The sequence below is a fragment of the Moraxella cuniculi DSM 21768 genome, from assembly GCF_900156515.1.
In the GTDB taxonomy this organism is placed as follows: domain Bacteria; phylum Pseudomonadota; class Gammaproteobacteria; order Pseudomonadales; family Moraxellaceae; genus Moraxella; species Moraxella cuniculi.
This window is the reverse complement of the sequence record NZ_FTNU01000010.1, coordinates 1-17,522: the sequence shown is the minus strand read 5'-3', so window position 1 is coordinate 17,522 and position 17,522 is coordinate 1. Positions and strand designations below refer to the sequence as shown.

At 44.2% G+C, this 17,522-nt stretch carries 18 protein-coding genes; 16 read left to right on the top strand and 2 right to left on the bottom strand.

Annotation, left to right across the window (positions count from 1 at the left end; translation table 11 throughout):
- Nucleotides 1–264 precede the first annotated feature (264 nt).
- From atpB to BW928_RS06620, 11 genes are all read left to right on the top strand, one after another.
- Nucleotides 265–1,128, top strand: coding sequence for a F0F1 ATP synthase subunit A (gene atpB / locus BW928_RS06670; RefSeq protein ID WP_076555464.1), 864 nt, complete (start codon nucleotides 265–267; stop codon nucleotides 1,126–1,128).
- Between the two features lie 41 nt (nucleotides 1,129–1,169).
- On the top strand, nucleotides 1,170–1,415 hold the full coding sequence (atpE, locus tag BW928_RS06665; RefSeq protein ID WP_062499200.1) for a F0F1 ATP synthase subunit C: 246 nt from the start codon (nucleotides 1,170–1,172) through the stop codon (nucleotides 1,413–1,415).
- Nucleotides 1,416–1,498: 83 nt separating this feature from the next.
- Complete coding sequence (locus BW928_RS06660) at nucleotides 1,499–1,969, top strand: F0F1 ATP synthase subunit B (protein WP_076555463.1); 471 nt, start codon at nucleotides 1,499–1,501, stop codon at nucleotides 1,967–1,969.
- A gap of 12 nt (nucleotides 1,970–1,981) precedes the next feature.
- Entirely contained in the window at nucleotides 1,982–2,527 is a 546-nt protein-coding gene (locus BW928_RS06655) for a F0F1 ATP synthase subunit delta (RefSeq protein ID WP_076555462.1), read from the top strand.
- Nucleotides 2,528–2,567: 40 nt separating this feature from the next.
- Entirely contained in the window at nucleotides 2,568–4,112 is a 1,545-nt protein-coding gene (gene atpA, locus BW928_RS06650; RefSeq protein WP_076555461.1) for a F0F1 ATP synthase subunit alpha, read from the top strand.
- A 78-nt stretch (nucleotides 4,113–4,190) separates the two neighbouring features.
- Entirely contained in the window at nucleotides 4,191–5,063 is an 873-nt protein-coding gene (gene atpG / locus BW928_RS06645; RefSeq protein WP_076555460.1) for a F0F1 ATP synthase subunit gamma, read from the top strand.
- A 29-nt stretch (nucleotides 5,064–5,092) separates the two neighbouring features.
- Nucleotides 5,093–5,488 (top strand): SEN1984 family lipoprotein, encoded by a 396-nt coding sequence (locus tag BW928_RS06640; RefSeq protein ID WP_227516565.1) that lies wholly within the window; start codon nucleotides 5,093–5,095, stop codon nucleotides 5,486–5,488.
- Nucleotides 5,489–5,517: 29 nt separating this feature from the next.
- Entirely contained in the window at nucleotides 5,518–6,939 is a 1,422-nt protein-coding gene (gene atpD / locus BW928_RS06635; protein WP_076555459.1) for a F0F1 ATP synthase subunit beta, read from the top strand.
- 77 nt (nucleotides 6,940–7,016) lie between these two features.
- A complete protein-coding gene (locus tag BW928_RS06630; RefSeq protein ID WP_076555458.1) occupies nucleotides 7,017–7,436 on the top strand; it encodes a F0F1 ATP synthase subunit epsilon in 420 nt (139 codons plus the stop codon).
- An 86-nt stretch (nucleotides 7,437–7,522) separates the two neighbouring features.
- Nucleotides 7,523–8,215: a response regulator gene (locus tag BW928_RS06625; RefSeq protein ID WP_375537535.1), complete on the top strand. Its 693-nt coding sequence runs from the start codon at nucleotides 7,523–7,525 to the stop codon at nucleotides 8,213–8,215.
- Between the two features lie 145 nt (nucleotides 8,216–8,360).
- Nucleotides 8,361–10,052: an ATP-binding protein gene (locus tag BW928_RS06620; RefSeq protein WP_076555457.1), complete on the top strand. Its 1,692-nt coding sequence runs from the start codon at nucleotides 8,361–8,363 to the stop codon at nucleotides 10,050–10,052.
- A 35-nt stretch (nucleotides 10,053–10,087) separates the two neighbouring features.
- Here BW928_RS06620 and BW928_RS06615 read toward each other — a convergent pair whose 3' ends face one another.
- Nucleotides 10,088–11,473: an ATP-binding protein gene (locus BW928_RS06615; protein ID WP_126329297.1), complete on the bottom strand. Its 1,386-nt coding sequence runs from the start codon at nucleotides 11,471–11,473 to the stop codon at nucleotides 10,088–10,090.
- A 242-nt stretch (nucleotides 11,474–11,715) separates the two neighbouring features.
- Here BW928_RS06615 and rpsP point away from each other — a divergent pair, with 242 nt between their 5' ends.
- From rpsP to rplS, 4 genes are all read left to right on the top strand, one after another.
- Entirely contained in the window at nucleotides 11,716–11,964 is a 249-nt protein-coding gene (rpsP, locus tag BW928_RS06610; protein WP_076555455.1) for a 30S ribosomal protein S16, read from the top strand.
- Nucleotides 11,965–12,040: 76 nt separating this feature from the next.
- The gene (rimM, locus tag BW928_RS06605; protein WP_078310091.1) at nucleotides 12,041–12,595 is read left to right on the top strand and encodes a ribosome maturation factor RimM; all 555 of its coding nucleotides are present in this window, start codon (nucleotides 12,041–12,043) and stop codon (nucleotides 12,593–12,595) included.
- A gap of 42 nt (nucleotides 12,596–12,637) precedes the next feature.
- Nucleotides 12,638–13,396, top strand: a complete 759-nt coding sequence (trmD, locus tag BW928_RS06600) for a tRNA (guanosine(37)-N1)-methyltransferase TrmD (protein ID WP_076555453.1) — start codon at nucleotides 12,638–12,640, stop codon at nucleotides 13,394–13,396.
- 150 nt (nucleotides 13,397–13,546) lie between these two features.
- Complete coding sequence (gene rplS, locus BW928_RS06595) at nucleotides 13,547–13,918, top strand: 50S ribosomal protein L19 (protein ID WP_076555452.1); 372 nt, start codon at nucleotides 13,547–13,549, stop codon at nucleotides 13,916–13,918.
- Between the two features lie 71 nt (nucleotides 13,919–13,989).
- Here rplS and BW928_RS06590 read toward each other — a convergent pair whose 3' ends face one another.
- Complete coding sequence (locus BW928_RS06590) at nucleotides 13,990–14,457, bottom strand: pilin (RefSeq protein WP_076555451.1); 468 nt, start codon at nucleotides 14,455–14,457, stop codon at nucleotides 13,990–13,992.
- A gap of 311 nt (nucleotides 14,458–14,768) precedes the next feature.
- On the opposite strand from BW928_RS06590, the gene BW928_RS06585 reads away from it, so the two are divergent.
- On the top strand, nucleotides 14,769–17,393 hold the full coding sequence (locus tag BW928_RS06585) for a bifunctional aconitate hydratase 2/2-methylisocitrate dehydratase (protein ID WP_076555450.1): 2,625 nt from the start codon (nucleotides 14,769–14,771) through the stop codon (nucleotides 17,391–17,393).
- Nucleotides 17,394–17,522 lie beyond the last annotated feature (129 nt).

The window sequence follows — 17,522 nt, the reverse complement described above, 5'->3', positions numbered from 1 at the left end:
TATTGCCAACATTTAAGTAAGATACTCTTTGAGTTACGAATGCAATTTATTGTTAGGATTTGCATAAGAAAAGAAGCATATTGATTGATTTTTTCAATCTTTAAAAGCACAGCTCTAGGACAGGAGTTGTCCGCTGTATGTGCTGATTTGTTATAAGACAGGCAAGCCATTTGGTGTTGTTTTGTGTATTTGACAAATAGGGTAACTTTTTTGATTTGGTGTTTATCCAATTTTTCTTTTTTTAGTTAAAACAAGAAGTTTATTATGGCAGCCACACCTAAAGAATATATTGCTCACCATTTAACCCACTGGACTTATGGCTACCACCCCGAACTTGGCTGGAAAGTAGCTCGTGATGCTGCTGAAGCACAGCAAATGGGTTTTATGGCTATTCATGTCGATTCCATGCTGTGGTCGCTTGGTTTGGGTTTTGTTTTTCTATTGCTTTTTTGGGCAGTTGCTCGCAAAGCAACCTCAGGTGTCCCAACCAAGTTGCAGGCTTTTATTGAGATAATTGTAGATTTCGTGGACAACAGTGTCCGTGAGTCCTACAATGGCCCATCTAAGCTGATTGCACCATTGTCATTGACAATTTTTGTCTGGATTTTTTTGATGAACCTCATGGATCTTGTGCCGATTGACTGGATTCCAGCAACCGCACAGCAAGTGGGGGCATTAATGGGTTATGATCCAAATTATGTGTATTTTAAAATCGTACCAACCACAGACCCAAATATTACTTTGGGCATGGCAATCGGTGTATTATTGCTAATCATCGGCTTTGGTATCAAATACAAAGGCGTGGGCGGTTTTATTGCAGAATTTACGCTACACCCCTTTAGTGCAAAAAATCCAGTGCTGCAAGCCATCTTAATCCCAGTCAATTTGGTATTGGAGGTTGTTACTTTATTGGCCAAGCCAGTATCACTGGGTTTGCGTCTGTTTGGTAACATGTATGCAGGTGAGTTGATTTTCATTTTGATTGCACTGATGCCATTTTGGATTCAGTGGGCATTGAGTGTGCCTTGGGCAATCTTCCACATTCTAGTTATTACTCTTCAGGCGTTCGTATTTATGATGCTGACAATTGTTTACTTGTCTTTAATTTCAGCAGAATCCGAACATTAATTTAAATTTTGAACCTTTAATTTTGAGTCTAAGGAGACATCATGGAACCAGTAATCGCACAGTACACACTACTTGCAGTCGCTCTACTAATCGGTGCAGGTGCATTAGCAACAGGTATTGGTTTTGCTATCTTGGGTGGTAAATTCCTAGAAAGCACTGCTCGTCAGCCTGAGCTAGGTTCACAACTACAAACTAAAATGTTCATCGTGGCAGGTTTGCTTGATGCTGTACCAATGATCGGTGTTGGTATCGCAATGCTTCTATTGTTCGCCAACCCATTCGCATAAGCTGAAACCGTCAGTTCATGACCACCTTTGAGAGGGTTCAAAGGTGGATATCACCTGACTTTCACTAACCACGAGGTGATTGGATGAATATCAATTTAACCATTTTCGGTCAGCTGATTGCATTTGCAATTTTTGTGCTGTTTTGCATGAAATTTGTATGGCCGCCGCTGATCGGCGCGATTAATGAGCGTCAACGCAAAATTGAAGACGGCTTAAATGCCGCAGAAAAAGCAAAAGCAGATTTGGCTTCTGCCGAAAAACAAGTTGAAGCAGAAGTTGCTGCTGCAAAAACTGAAGCTGCTTCGATCATTGAGCGTGCGAACAAGACCGCAACACAAATGATTGAAGATGCCAAAGACCAAGCCCGTTTAGAGGGTGAACGCATTATCGCAGCTGCACATGCAGCGATTGAGCAAGAAGCTGCACAAACTCGTGAGCAATTGCGTGCACAAGTTGCCAGCCTTGCCGTGCTGGGTGCTGAGAAGATTTTGCAAGACAAGGTCAACGAACAAGAACACGCCAGTATGCTTGAACAGTTGGCGGCTAAGCTGTAATTAGAGGATATCATGGCTGAACTATCTACCTTAGCAAGACCATACGCAAAAGCTGCATTTGATTATGCTAAAGAGCAAAATGCAATCGCCAGTTGGGAGACCTTTTTGTCGGTTGCAAGTGATATCGTAGGCAATGAAGATTTTGCTTCACTGCTGCACAATCCAGCCATTGGTGCTGCACAAAAAGCAGATATTCTGATTGATGCCTATGGCAAATTAACAGCAGAGCAAAGCCCAGCCCAAGCCAACTTTACAAAGCAATTGGCAGAGCATGACCGTTTGGCACTCTTGCCAGAGATTTATGCTCATTATGGTAAACTTAAATCAAAAGAACTTAAGCAGATTGATGCTTATGTTACTTCAGCCTATCCGCTTACCGAAACGCAAAGCAAACAATTGCAGGAGCGTTTGGCTATCTCGACAGGCTCAATCGTGATTTTGCACGAATCTGTAGATCCAAGCCTATTGGGCGGAGCGACAATCAAAGTGGGCGATAAGTTTACTGATGGCTCAGTGCGTGGCAAGTTAAAACAATTAAAAGCTCAGCTTACTGCATAATAGCAGAGTTGAGCTGTCTAAAATCAAAGGAAACAAGGCAATGCAACAATTGAATCCAGCCGAAATCAGCAACCTGATTAAGCAGCGTATTCAAGACCTTGACGTAAGCGCAACTGCAAAAACTGAAGGCGTTATCGTCAGTGTCTCTGATGGTATTGTGCAAATCCATGGCCTAGAAGAAGCCATGTATGGTGAGATGATTGAGTTTGAAGGTGGTGTCTATGGTATGGCACTAAACCTTGAGCAAGACTCAGTCGGTGCGGTAGTATTGGGTGAGTATCTCAGTCTACAAGAAGGCCAAAAAGCGTATTGCACAGGCCGTATCTTAGAAGTACCAGTTGGTCCTGAACTGCTGGGTCGTGTCGTTGATGCACTGGGCAATCCTATTGATGGCAAAGGCCCAATCAATGCAAAATTGACCGACAAAGTTGAAAAAATTGCACCTGGCGTTATTGCTCGCCAATCAGTTGATGAGCCAGTAATGACTGGTTATAAAGCTGTAGATACCATGATTCCTATCGGTCGTGGTCAGCGTGAGCTTATCATTGGCGACCGCCAAACTGGTAAAACTGCATTGGCAATTGATGCAATCATCGCTCAGAAAAACTCTGGCATTAAGTGCGTATATGTTGCTATTGGTCAAAAGCGTTCTACCATTGCTAATGTGGTGCGTAAACTTGAAGAAACAGGTGCGTTGGCATATACCACTGTTGTTGTTGCGTCAGCATCAGAGCCTGCAGCACTACAGTACATCGCACCATATTCAGGTTGTACAATGGGCGAATACTTCCGCGACCGTGGCGAAGATGCTTTGATTGTATACGATGATTTGTCAAAACAAGCTGTCGCTTATCGCCAAATCTCATTGTTGCTGCGTCGTCCACCGGGGCGTGAAGCGTATCCAGGCGATGTATTCTATCTACACTCACGCTTGCTTGAGCGTGCTTCTCGTGTCAATGCTGACTATGTTGAGGCATTCACAGGTGGTGCTGTCAAAGGCAAGACGGGTTCATTGACTGCTTTGCCAATCATCGAAACCCAAGCGGGCGATGTTTCTGCATTTGTACCAACGAATGTAATCTCAATCACTGACGGTCAGATTTTCCTTGAGTCAAACCTTTTCAACTCTGGTATCCGACCAGCTGTAAACGCAGGTATTTCTGTATCTCGTGTTGGTGGTGCAGCACAGACCAAAATCATCAAAAAGCTATCGGGCGGTATCCGTACAGCATTAGCACAGTATCGTGAATTGGCAGCATTTGCCCAGTTTGCTTCTGATTTGGACGATGCAACCAAGCAACAGCTTGAGCATGGCGTGCGTGTTACCGAACTTATGAAGCAAAAACAATATGCACCAATGTCAATCGCTGATCAGGCGGCGGTAATTTATGCTTCAAACGAAGGCTATTTGGCAGATGTACCAGTAGAAAAAATTGGTTCATTCGAAGAGTCTTTCTTGCGTTACCTACGCACTGAACACGCTGCATTGATGACCGAGATTGACGATACTGCAAACTATAATGATGACATTGAAGGTCGTCTAAAAGCAGCAGTTGAAGCATTTAAAGCATCTGCCAGCTACTAAGTGGCATTAAATATGGTGTGTTAGGCGTTTGATTTAACGCACCATAAACTCTTTAATAAGTCCAGTATTGGAATAATTATGGCAAGCTTAAAAGAAATTCGTGCTAAAGTAACCAGCATTAAAAGTACGCAGAAAATCACGCGTGCAATGCAAATGGTGGCGGCGAGTAAAATGCGTCGTGCTCAAGAGCGAATGGAGTCAGGTCGCCCCTATTCAGAGGGAATGCGTCGTGTTATTTCGCACTTGGTGCAAGCCCAATCAGATTATAAGCACCCTTATATGGTAAGCCGTCCTGTAAATCGTGTTGGCTTTGTGGTGGTAACTTCTGATCGTGGTTTGGCAGGTGGTTTGAACATTAACTTGTTTAAGAATTTGCTAAAGACAGTCAAAAGTTATCAAGAACAATCAGTTGAGATTGAATTTGCAGTCATTGGTGCCAAAGGTGTTGGTTTTTTCAAAAACTTTGGTGGTAAGGTAACTTCTGCTGTTACTGATTATGGCGATAACCCTTCACTGGAGCAGATTAACACTCCAGTACAAGCCATGCTTGACGATTATATCAATGGCAAACTTGATCGTATCTATTTGGTATACAACCGATTTATCAACGCAATGGCTCAAAAACCTGTTGCGGATCAGATTGTACCATTGGCAGAAGGTGAGTTTGCAGATGATGCATTGGCAGCCCATAGCTGGGATTATATCTATGAACCAGATACAAAAACCTTGATTGATAGTCTGCTTGTGCGTTATATTGAATCTGTGGTTTATCAAGCAGTTCGTGAAAATGTTGCCTCTGAGCAGTCGGCTCGTATGGTTGCAATGAAAGCGGCAACAGACAATGCAGGCAACCTGATTAAAGAATTGCAGCTGGTTTATAATAAGTTGCGTCAAGCAGCGATTACCCGAGAAATCTCAGAAATTGTTGGCGGTGCTGCTGCTGTTTCTTAGTTAAAATATTATTAAGTTAGAGAACACTTATGTTAAAAAATCGTACACAATATATTGTTGCTGCGGTATTGACTGCCTTGGTACTAACAGGTTGTGCCTCTACTGGCAATATTGTTATGAAGGAGCAAAACCAGCAGACAATCGAGCAAGTTATCACTAAGGGTCAAACGACCAAGCAGGATATTGCTGCACACTTTGGTTCGGCTGATAGCATTTCGTTTACAGACAGTGGTAAAGAAATTTGGACATATCGCCATTCGCGTTCAAAACCAATGGCGAGAAATTTCATTCCTTACAACTTTTTTTCCTTTGGCGAAAACATTCAAACCAAAGAATTGGTTATTTTGTTTGACAGCGAAGGGGTTGTGAGCAATTATACTTTTCGAGAAACCGCCAATCAATCTAAAGCAGGTTTGGCAGAGTGATTAAATAATAACCAAATTAGGAGAACGCAATGAGCGGTCGTATTGTACAGATTATTGGTGCGGTTATTGATGTCGAGTTTGACCGTGGCCAAGTACCACAAATTTATGACGCACTGAGTGTTGATGGCACCGAAACAACCTTGGAAGTTCAACAGCAGTTGGGTGATGGCGTGGTGCGTACCATTGCGATGGGTTCAACCGAAGGCTTGAAGCGTGGTTTGACTGTATCTAACTCTGGTGCACCGATTTCTGTGCCAGTGGGTCAAGCGACTTTGGGTCGTATTATGGATGTGTTGGGTCGTCCAATCGACGAGGCAGGTCCTGTAAATGCTCAAGAAAAATGGTCAATTCACCGTGAAGCACCAAGCTATGATGAGCAATCAAACTCAACTGAGCTACTAGAAACAGGCATCAAAGTAATTGATTTGCTTTGCCCATTTGCTAAAGGTGGTAAAGTTGGCTTGTTCGGTGGTGCAGGTGTGGGTAAAACCGTGAATATGATGGAGCTGATTAATAATATCGCTCTGAAGCATTCAGGTCTTTCTGTTTTTGCAGGTGTTGGTGAGCGTACTCGTGAGGGTAACGATTTTTATCACGAAATGCAAGAAGCAGGCGTTGTTAATACCGAAGACTTCACCAAGTCAAAAGTAGCGATGGTTTATGGTCAGATGAATGAGCCACCAGGAAACCGTTTGCGTGTTGCATTGACAGGCTTGACGATGGCGGAATATTTTCGTGACGAAAAAGATGAAGCAACAGGCAAAGGGCGTGATGTTCTATTGTTCGTTGATAACATCTATCGTTACACACTGGCTGGTACAGAGGTGTCAGCACTTCTAGGTCGTATGCCATCAGCAGTAGGTTATCAACCGACTTTGGCTGAAGAAATGGGTGCGTTGCAAGAGCGTATTACCTCAACGCAATCGGGTTCGATTACTTCGGTGCAGGCGGTTTATGTACCAGCGGACGACTTGACTGACCCATCGCCAGCAACTACCTTTGCTCACTTGGATGCAACGGTTGTATTGAGCCGTGATATTGCTTCGCAAGGTATCTATCCTGCGGTCGATCCACTTGATTCAACCTCTCGTCAGCTTGATCCACAAGTTATTGGTGAGGAACATTACCAAGTTGCTCGTGGTGTACAAGAAGTATTGCAGCGTTATAAAGAGCTAAAAGATATTATTGCAATTTTGGGTATGGATGAATTGTCAGAAGAAGACAAGTTGGTTGTTTATCGTGCTCGTAAAATCCAACGCTTCTTGTCGCAGCCATTCCATGTTGCAGAAGTCTTTACTGGTGCACCGGGTAAATATGTTGCTTTGCGTGATACCATCGCAGGCTTTAAAGCGATTATTGAAGGTGAATACGACCATCTGCCTGAGCAAGCATTCTATATGGTTGGTGGTATTGATGAAGTGGTTGCCAAAGCTGAAAAATTGGCAGCGTAACTTAAGTGATCTTGGTTGGGCAAATGCTCAACCAAGTAAACATCATTGATAATTTCCTGACTTATTGGGAGAACAATATGGCAACTTTTAAGTGCCGAGTTGTAAGTGCACGAGAAGAGCTGTATGCTGGCGATGTCAGTATGCTGATTGCCAATGGGCATTCTGGTGAGATTGGTATTTTGGCGGGACATACCCCTCTGATTACTTTATTAAAACCAGGTGCTATGCGTCTAAAATCAGCAGATGGTAGCAGTGAAGAGGTGATTTATGTCTCTGGTGGTGTGCTTGAAGTGCAGCCACAGGTTGTTACCGTATTGGCAGATTCAGCGGAACGGGCTGGCGACTTAGATGAAGCAAAAATTGCAGAAGCACGCCGTGCAGCTGAACAATTATTGGCAAACCAAAGCGATACCTTGCAGACGAGTGCTGCTTTGACAGCATTGGCGGAATCTGTGGCACAGCTGCAGACAATCCAAAAATACAAGAACCGTGCTTAATTGTGCAATCGTAAATAGCGATAAGTTGTTGATATCGCATACAGTTCATTAGGATAATTATGACTGCCATCCTTGAAAAAGAAGATATGCCAAGAATCCTCATCGTGGAAGATGATGAGAGATTGGCAATGCTGACCCAAGATTATTTGCGAAAAAATGGTCTTGATGTTGCCATAGAAACTGATGGCACGCGTGCGATTCGCCGTATCATCAGCGAGCAGCCAGATTTGGTGGTGCTTGATGTGATGTTGCCTGGTAGTGATGGTTTGACTGTGTGTCGTGAAGTGAGAGCTCAATATCATCAGCCGATTTTGATGCTGACAGCACGCACTGATGATATGGATCAGGTCTTGGGGCTTGAGATGGGTGCGGACGATTATGTTGCCAAGCCTGTACAGCCTCGTGTACTTTTGGCACGCATTCGTGCATTACTACGCCGTTCTGACACAGCACCAAGTGAATCTTCGCCACAGCGACTGGAATTCGGTGATTTGGTGATTGACAATGGCGGTCGTTCTGTTACTTTAAATGACGAATTGGTTGATTTTACCAGTGCTGAGTACGACCTTTTATGGTTGCTTGCATCAAATGCAGGTCGTATTTTGTCTCGTGAGGATATTTTTGAGCGTTTGCGTGGCATTGAATATGATGGTCAAGATCGTTCAATTGATGTCCGCATTTCTCGTATTCGTCCAAAAATTGGCGACGATCCAGAAAACCCAAAACGCATCAAGACTGTCAGAAGCAAGGGCTATCTATTTGTCAAAGAAGGCAATTGATTGCATAAAATAGCACTTATGTGTTAGCTTGTGCTAAGCCAGCTTTTGCTGGCTTTTTGCTATTTTATTTATCTTTGGATTGCAGATTTATATAAGGCAACAACTGATGTGATTTGGTGAATTTGGGAAGTGTGATGGGGATTGTATGGCGGTCATGACATTTGCAGAAAAAAGCATTTTTTTTCGGATATACGCTGGTTTATTATTGGTGTGTATTTCTGTGGCTTTTTTTGCGTATTTGCTGGTTGATACCATCAATCAAGAAAGAGCTCAGTCTTACCGTGAAACGGTAGCAACAGGGGCATTTTATCTCATTGCTCAAGGGGCGGCCTATCAACAAAATGACGCACAAAAAAATTACTGGCTTAATGACATCAGTTCTTTGTTTGGCAGTAATTTTGAAATCATCTCAATGTATGATATTGAGTTTAAAGCACGGGAAATGCGACGCATCGAAGAGGGCAAAACGGTTGTCCGCTATGACCCCTCTAGCAACCAATCAACTTTTTATCATCGACTTGAGGGCAGTGATGATCTCTTGACGGTCAAACTTGCCCAAGTTGGTGAGCGACAAGTCAGAGCCATGACGATTTTTTTGCTTGATGATTTGTCTCGTTATCAAGGCTTTCAAAAAAAGCAGGCAAGGCTGAATTTTTTGAGCGAAAAGTTTTCTTATCCAATCTATCTGCAATCAATCCAGAATCTAAAACTTGACCCAGAACAAATTGCTCGCCTCAAACGAGATGAGTTGGTGATGTTTTTTCAGGACGGCATTCGTGGGCAGGGTTCGACAATCTCATTTGTTGTTGCTTCCGATGTTGAGGACTTGGTGATTGTTGTTGGCCCTGTGGCTTTGTTTAATTGGTTTCCACTAAAGCTCTTGGGCAGTGTTGTGCTGATTTGCGTTTTGCTGATTGCTTTGGGTATTTATGCACTAATTTTGCCATTGGAGCGGCGTTTGCAGCTGTTGCAGATTGGTGTTGATCGGGTGGCACAGGGCAATTTGGATACCAAAGTGCAAGTGGTGGGGCGTGATGATATCGCCAGATTGTCTATGACTTTTAACGCCATGACGGCTCATATCAAACGCCTGATAGAGTCGCAGCGAGAGCTGACTCGTGCAGTATCGCATGAATTAAGAACCCCAGTGGCACGCATTCGTTTTGCTGTTGATATGCTGGCTGATACCGATGAGGCTGATTCACGGCAACTGCAAAAAGAGTATATTGATGAAGATATTGAATCGCTCAATGAGTTGATTGATGAAATTTTAACCTATGCCAAACTTGAAGAAGGCTCGCCAAAACTTGACTGGGAAATGGTTAATTTGCGAGAGCTGCTTGAGCAAATCGAGAGAGAAACTAACGCCTTGGGCAAGCCGATTGTGCTGATATGTCAATTGCCTTCTGCAAAAACAACGGCGATGGCGGATAGACGCTATCTGCATCGTGTGGTGCAAAACTTGGTGGGTAATGCGTTACGATACGCCAATTCTACCATCAAATTGACCGCAGGGGTGCAAAAAGGCATGGCTTTTATCAGTGTTGAAGATGATGGACAGGGCATTGCCGAAAAGGACCGTGAAAAAGTATTTATCCCTTTTGCTCGCCTTGATGACAGTCGCACAAGGGCTTCTGGAGGCTATGGTCTGGGATTGTCAATTGTTAGCCGTATTGCATTTTGGTTTAATGCAAATTTAACTGTTGATGAAAGTCCAAACTATCACGGTGCCAGATTTATCATGCAATGGCCGGCCAAGCAAGTTGGCGTGGTGGTCGCAGCAGATGATATAACGCAAGGCAGTGTAGAAAAAGTCATTCATCAAACAGGCAATTAGACCGCTTGATGAATGGTGATTTGTGGCATTATTGGCTAATCTTGTAGTGGGATTTCGGCTGTGTTGTCTTGAATTTGAATCAGCAAGGGAATGCTGACCACCACTTGCAGACCGCCATCAGGGTGATTGGCTGCTTTGACAGTGCCTTGATGTAATTTGGCAATGCGGGCAACAATGGCAAGACCCAAACCGCTGCCTTGAGTCGTGCGTGCTGATTCACCTCGCTCAAAAGGCTGCATGATTCGCTCAAGCTGGTCATCAGCAACGCCTTCGCCTTCGTCTTTTACAATCAAGGTTAGGGTGGCAAAATGCTCATCTTGCTCACCAGCAGGGCTAATGTTGGCACTAAGATGAATTGGCTGTTTACCATAACGAACGGCATTATTGACCAAATTGACAATCAGGCGTTTGATGGACAAAGGGCGTACAGGCACTTGTTCGCTGATGTTGGATTCATAAACAAAATGCGTATCGCTAAATTGCACCATAATTTCTCGAAAGATGGCATCTAGGTTGGTCGGTTTGACAGGCTCATCCGAACCATCTTTCATAAAAGAAATAAACTGCTCCAAAATCGCATCCATGTCCTCAATGTCGTATACCAATCCTTCTCGGAAAAATTCATCAGGCAGCATTTCGGCGGTCAAACGCATACGAGTCAAAGGCGTACGCAAATCATGACTGATGCCAGCAAGCATAATGGTGCGTTCTTTTTGGGCTTGGCTAAGTGTGCTAAACAAGCGATTGAATGCTGTATTTGCCTTGCGAATCTCGTTTGGTCCCTTGTGGGTCGGTAGCGTGGTGGCATGACCTTGGGTAATGTAGTCGTTGGCTGCTTTTTCTAGTTGTTTGAGTGGACGATTGAGTCCCCGAACCAGCACCCAGATGGTGAACAAAGTCAGTAGCGGAATACCAAATAAAAACCCTGCAATCACTCCAGTGCTGTACTGTGAATAGTGCATCATCGGCTCACGAATCCAAATATCAGGGCGAGTGCTGTCTTGAATCCACAGTTTTGGTGTGGGTTTGAATTTAAAATAAACACGCACTTTACGACCCAATGAACGAGAGATTTCGTCAGCCATGATTTGGGTAATATAAGTTACCACAGGCTTATCATTGACATCAGGAAATTCATTGGGGTCGGTGATGATGGTGATGTAGGTATTTTCCTGCAACCAACCGATAAATTCAGGATTGCCCAGCCACTCATCTTTGGCGGAGGTGAGTAGTTTAATTTCGCTGGATAAATAACTGGCGTGGTTTTTTAATTCTGGCAGATACAAACTTCGCCAAAACAGCCAAATGGACAAGGTAACACTGACAAACACAACAAAACAAACCATAATCAGCGTTTGTAATGTGTTTGAGTAGAGCTTGTAGTGTATTTGCGACAAGAGATTTTTGAGTGGTTTTTTCATTATTTGGCTCAAAAGTGGCGATTGATTTATTGTAGCACAGTTTTTGCTGGTCGTTGCTTGGTCATTTTAACAAAAAAAGTGTCATCAATGACAATTTTTGCTTTTAAGATGATAAAATTCTTGCTATAATGACAGTTTTAGTGGTTCAGGTTCGAACGGCTCATCCTCAATTATCGAATCTGTATCATGCTCTAATTCTTGCAAAGTTATTTTTAAATATTCATTCAATAAAGAGAGTTATCATGGTAGTTATTCGTCTTGCTCGTGGCGGTTCAAAAAAGCGTCCATTTTATCAAGTTGTTGTTGCTGACAAGCGTGCTGCACGCGATGGTCGTTTTATCGAAAAAATTGGCTTTTTTAACCCATTGGCTCGTGGTCAAGAAGTTGAAACTCGCATTGACCTAGAAGCATACAATGCTTGGATTGCCAAAGGTGCACAGCCAACAGAGCGTGTTGCTTCACTTGTAAAAGCATTGAACAAAGCAGCTTAATTGTTGCCAAACTGACGGTTTGCGTTCTTAGGGGCGTAAACCGTTTTGTATTTTATAACAGATTATTATCAATCTTATGAAAAAATCAATGCCAAGCACCGCACAAGCACCTGACGAATCAACATTGATTCATATCGCCACGCTCAAAAAACCCTATGGCATTCAGGGCTGGTTGTGGGTTTTTAGCCAAACTGATAAGCGAGCTGATATTTTTCAGATTAGCCCTTGGTGGTTAAAGACCGCGACGGGTTTGAAGCCCTTGACTGTCAAGCAGTGGCGAACTCAAGGGCAGGGTTTGGTTGCGTGTTTTGATGAGATTGCCGATCGCAACCTTGCCGAAACCATGAATGGGGCGACCATTTGGGCAACCAAAGACAGCTTTCCTGAACTTGGCGAAGATGAGTATTATTGGTCGGATTTGGTTGGCTTGACCGTGTGCAATGAGCAGGGCGAAAATCTTGGCAAAATCAAAGAAATGTTTGAAACAGGGGCACATGAGATTATTTCGGTTGTGCCGACTGCTGACAGCATCGATAGTGAGCCTCGTCTGATCCCTTGGCATCGCGATGTGGTACTGTCAGTGGATTTATCAACCAAAACCATGTTGGTTGCTTGGGGTGCTGATTATTAATCCGTGCCAATTTCGCATTTGCTAAAGTTGGAATAGCTTCCTGTGTTTTTTGCAGTCATTAGTATTTTTCCTGAGATGTTTTGTGCCATCAGTGATTATGGCGTGGTTGGGCGTGCCTTAAAAAATCAACAAGCAACCTTGCAGTTAATCAATCCTAGGGATTTTACCAATGACAACTACCGCCGCATTGATGAGCGTCCTTTTGGTGGTGGGCCGGGCATGGTGATGATGGCACAGCCACTTGAAAAAGCGATTTTGTACGCCAAAGAGCTGGCATTGGCGGCAGGTTGTGATGTGGCAGGTGGCGGTTGCCCTGTGGTGTATTTGTCGCCACAAGGTCGCACTTTAACCGAGAGTATGGTGGCAGATATGCCAAAACTTGACGGCATGATTTTGTTATGCGGTCGTTATGAGGGCATTGATGAACGCCTGTTGCAGCGTTATGTGGAGCTTGAGATTTCGATTGGCGACTATGTACTGACAGGCGGTGAGCTACCCGCAATGGTGCTGATGGATTCGGTCATTCGCCGATTGCCTGCTGTGATGAGTGATGAGGCATCAGCCCAGCAGGATTCTTTTGTTGATGGATTGTTGGATTGTCCACATTATACCAAGCCTTTGGATTTTCATGGTGATATGGTGCCAGAGGTGCTATTATCAGGTCATCACGCCAATATTGCCAAATGGCGGTTTTTGCAACAGGTGAAGCGTACCCAGTTGCGTCGCCCTGATTTATGGAGGGCTTTTGTGCCTACCAAGCAGCAAGCCAAATGGCTAAAAGATTTGGAGAGTCTTGACTAAATCGCCCAAACTGGGTAAAATTTCACTTTTATCTGTATGGTTCAGATGCAGCGTGCGTTTTGCCGCTTTATTAACGATGGTATGCGACTTTTTAACCATGCTGTTTAGCAAAAAGTATTAGCCTATGCCATGATTATCAGGAGAAATCTTGTGAGTAACAAACATCCTTTGGTGCAAGTTGTTGAAAATGCACAATTAAAAGACCACCCAGCATTTGCCGCTGGTGATACCGTTGTTGTACAAGTAAAAGTTCGCGAAGGTGATCGTGAGCGTTTGCAAGCTTTTGAAGGCGTGGTTATTGCCAAGCGTAATCGTGGCTTGAACTCATCATTCACCGTGCGTAAAATCTCAAGCGGTGTTGGTGTTGAGCGTGCATTCCAATTGCACTCACCACTGATTGCCAGCATTGAAGTGAAGCGTCGTGGTGATGTACGCCGTGCCAAATTGTACTATCTACGCGATCGTTCAGGTAAATCTGCACGCATTAAAGAAAAATTGGGTGTGCGTAAAGACGCAGAATAAATTACCCAAATACACAATCCCCATGCAATTGCGTGGGGATTTTTATGCTGGGGAGTGTGCTGCTTATCAGCTTATTTGGCTTGACTTGTTATTGCGGAAGAGACAGCTTCGTTGCTGTTGCAGTTGTTGCCAAGATATGCTGCATTAACTGTGCTTTTACACGACCAGCCAGCATCTGAGCTGTATTGCCAAACGATATTTTTATCATGCAGCTCCGTTGCAGCATCGTTAGAAAACCCCGCCGTGATTGTCGCTGTGATGGTGTTATTATTGGTTTTGTTGATTGCGATTGTTGGTTTTTTGTCTTTGATAAGGCTGCTATCACTTGCACCAGCGTCGCACTTTGTGCCATCTGTAACGCCTTGTAATAGGCACATCTCAACCAGTGGGCGTAGCTGACTGGTCTCCATCATTACCCGATTGACCTGTGCTGTAATGGTGCGTTTTTGATATTGTGGAATGGCAAACATTGCCAAAATGCCGATAATTAATACCACAATCATCAGCTCGATGAGTGTAAAACCTTGCTGTGCTTTCATAAAAAATCCTTTTTTGGGTGGTTTGGTTTATTGTGCCACAAAGATAGAATTTGAGCAAGTGCTTGATTGGTATAAATAATTCATTGCATGATTTAGATGATTATTTTTAATTTTTATTGGGTATTTTTTAAAAAAATGTTGGCTATTGTTGCAGATTTTTTGTAATTATTGCCAATTTCGGCTATCATGGCTAAAAAACTTACTTGAATTTCGGCATAAAGCGTGCCAAAATCATACTGCTACAACCAAAACCATAGGCACTTGTTGGTTATCCAGCAAGCACCGATTTGAAAACAAAAAGAGGATTTGCCATGTTAGAACAATATAGAGCCCATGTCGAGGAGCGTGCTGCACTTGGCGTACCACCCCAGCCATTGACCGATGCTCAAACTGCCGAATTGATCGAACTGCTTAAAAACCCACCAGCAGGTGAGGAAGCATATTTGGTGGATTTGTTAGAAAACCGTGTGCCAGCAGGGGTGGATCAGGCAGCCTATGTCAAGGCGGCATTTTTAAATGATGTGGCAAAAGGCGTAGCGAGCTCACCGCTGGTCAGCAAAGAGCGTGCGGTGTATTTATTGGGCACAATGCTTGGTGGCTATAATGTTGCACCATTGGTTGAGCTGCTTGATGATGCACAGTTGGGCGGTTTGGCTGCTGATGCTCTGAAAAAAACCTTGCTTGTCTTTGATGCGTTTCATGATGTCGAAGAAAAAGCCAAAGCAGGCAATGCTCATGCCCAAGCTGTCTTAGAATCTTGGGCGAATGCCGAATGGTTCACCAATCGACCAGAAGTGCCAGAAGAGATTACCATTACTGTATTTAAGGTAACGGGCGAAACCAATACCGATGACCTATCTCCTGCTCAAGACGCATGGAGCCGTCCTGATATTCCATTGCACGCCAATGCGATGCTAAAAAATGAGCGAGATGGCATCAATCCTGAAAAAAATGGCGAAGTTGGACCTTTAAGCCAAATCAAAGAATTGATTGCTAAGGGTAATCCAGTGGCCTATGTGGGTGATGTGGTTGGCACAGGCTCAAGCCGTAAATCTGCAACCAACTCAGTGCTGTGGTTCTTTGGTGATGAAATTCCACACATTCCAAACAAAAAAGATGGTGGCGTGTGCTTGGGTGGCAAGATTGCACCGATTTTCTTTAACACCATGGAAGATGCTGGAGCCTTGCCTGTAGAGATTGATGTTACCCAGATGAATATGGGTGATGAAGTTACCCTGAAAATCAACCACGAAACCGCTACCGTTACCGCTTATAAGGACGGCGAGCAAATTGCTCAATCAGCCCTAAAAACTCCTGTGTTGCTTGATGAAGTGCGTGCTGGCGGTCGTATTAACCTAATCATTGGCCGTAGCCTGACCACCAAGGCACGCGAATCGTTAGGTTTGCCACCTTCAACACTATTTCGCACTCCAGAGCAACCTGCTGATAATGGCAAGGGATTTACTTTGGCACAAAAAATGGTTGGTCGTGCCTGTGGCTTGCCAGAAGGTCAGGGCGTGCGTCCCGGTACTTATTGCGAACCGAAAATGACAACCGTTGGTTCACAGGACACCACAGGTCCAATGACTCGCGATGAGTTGAAGGATTTGGCGTGCTTGGGCTTCTCTGCTGACTTGGTCATGCAGTCATTCTGCCACACAGCAGCATATCCAAAGCCCATCGATGTGGTAACGCACCACACTTTGCCTGATTTTATTATGAATCGTGGCGGCGTATCGCTTCGCCCTGGTGATGGAGTAATCCATTCATGGCTAAACCGTATGCTACTGCCTGATACTGTGGGTACTGGTGGCGACTCGCACACCCGCTTCCCGATTGGTATTTCGTTCCCAGCAGGCTCAGGCTTGGTGGCGTTTGCTGCAGCAACAGGCGTGATGCCTCTGGATATGCCAGAGTCGGTCTTGGTGAAGTTTAAAGGAAAAATGCAGCCCGGTATCACCTTGCGTGATTTGGTGCATGCAATCCCATATTATGCCATCAAAGAGGGTGATTTGACTGTTGAGAAAAAAGGCAAGAAAAACATTTTCAGCGGTCGCATTTTGGAAATTGATTTGACCGAAATGGAAAACGACCTAACCGTTGAGCAGGCGTTTGAGTTGTCTGATGCATCAGCAGAGCGTTCGGCAGCAGGTTGTGCCATTACGGTATCTGAAGAAAAAGTTGCCGAGTATCTGCGTTCAAACATCGTTATGCTTAAGTGGATGATTGCCGAAGGCTATGGCGATGCTCGTACCTTGTCTCGCCGTGCTGAAAATATGCAAAAATGGCTGGACAATCCAAGCCTAATGAAAGCCGATGCAGATGCAGAATATGCCAAAGTCTATGAGATTGACTTATCAGAGATTAAAGAGCCAATTTTGTGCTGCCCAAATGATCCAGATGATGCTAAGTTGTTGTCAGAAGTTGCTGGCGATAAGATTGACGAAGTGTTTATCGGATCGTGCATGACGAATATTGGTCATTTCCGTGCAGCAGGTAAGTTGCTGTCAGAAGTGCCAGCAGGCAGTTTGGCAACGCGTATGTGGATTGCACCGCCAACCAAAATGGACGAGCGTCAATTGATGGATGAAGGTTATTATAATACCTATGCTCAAGCAGGTGCTCGTACCGAGATGCCGGGCTGTTCATTGTGCATGGGCAACCAAGCTCGTATTGCACCAAACTCAACAGCGGTATCAACCTCAACGCGTAATTTCCCGAATCGCTTGGGTCAAGGTGCTAATGTGTATCTGGCATCTGCCGAATTGGCTTCTGTGGCAGCGGTATTGGGTCGTCTGCCAACTGTTGAAGAATATCAACAGTATGCTGGCAAGCTGGATAATATGCAGGCGGAAGTTTATAATTATCTAAACTTTGACCAAATGACGGATTACACCAGCAAGGCTGATAAAATCAGTGTCGCTCAGCTAAGCTAAGCCATGCATTATCCACCAAAAAACACTGTCAGCATGAACCGACCCCCAAATCTTAGACACAAGATTAAAGGTTAGGTTGATAAAGCTAAGTGGTTTGACCAAGGACTAAGCTTCTGTATCTGACAGGAC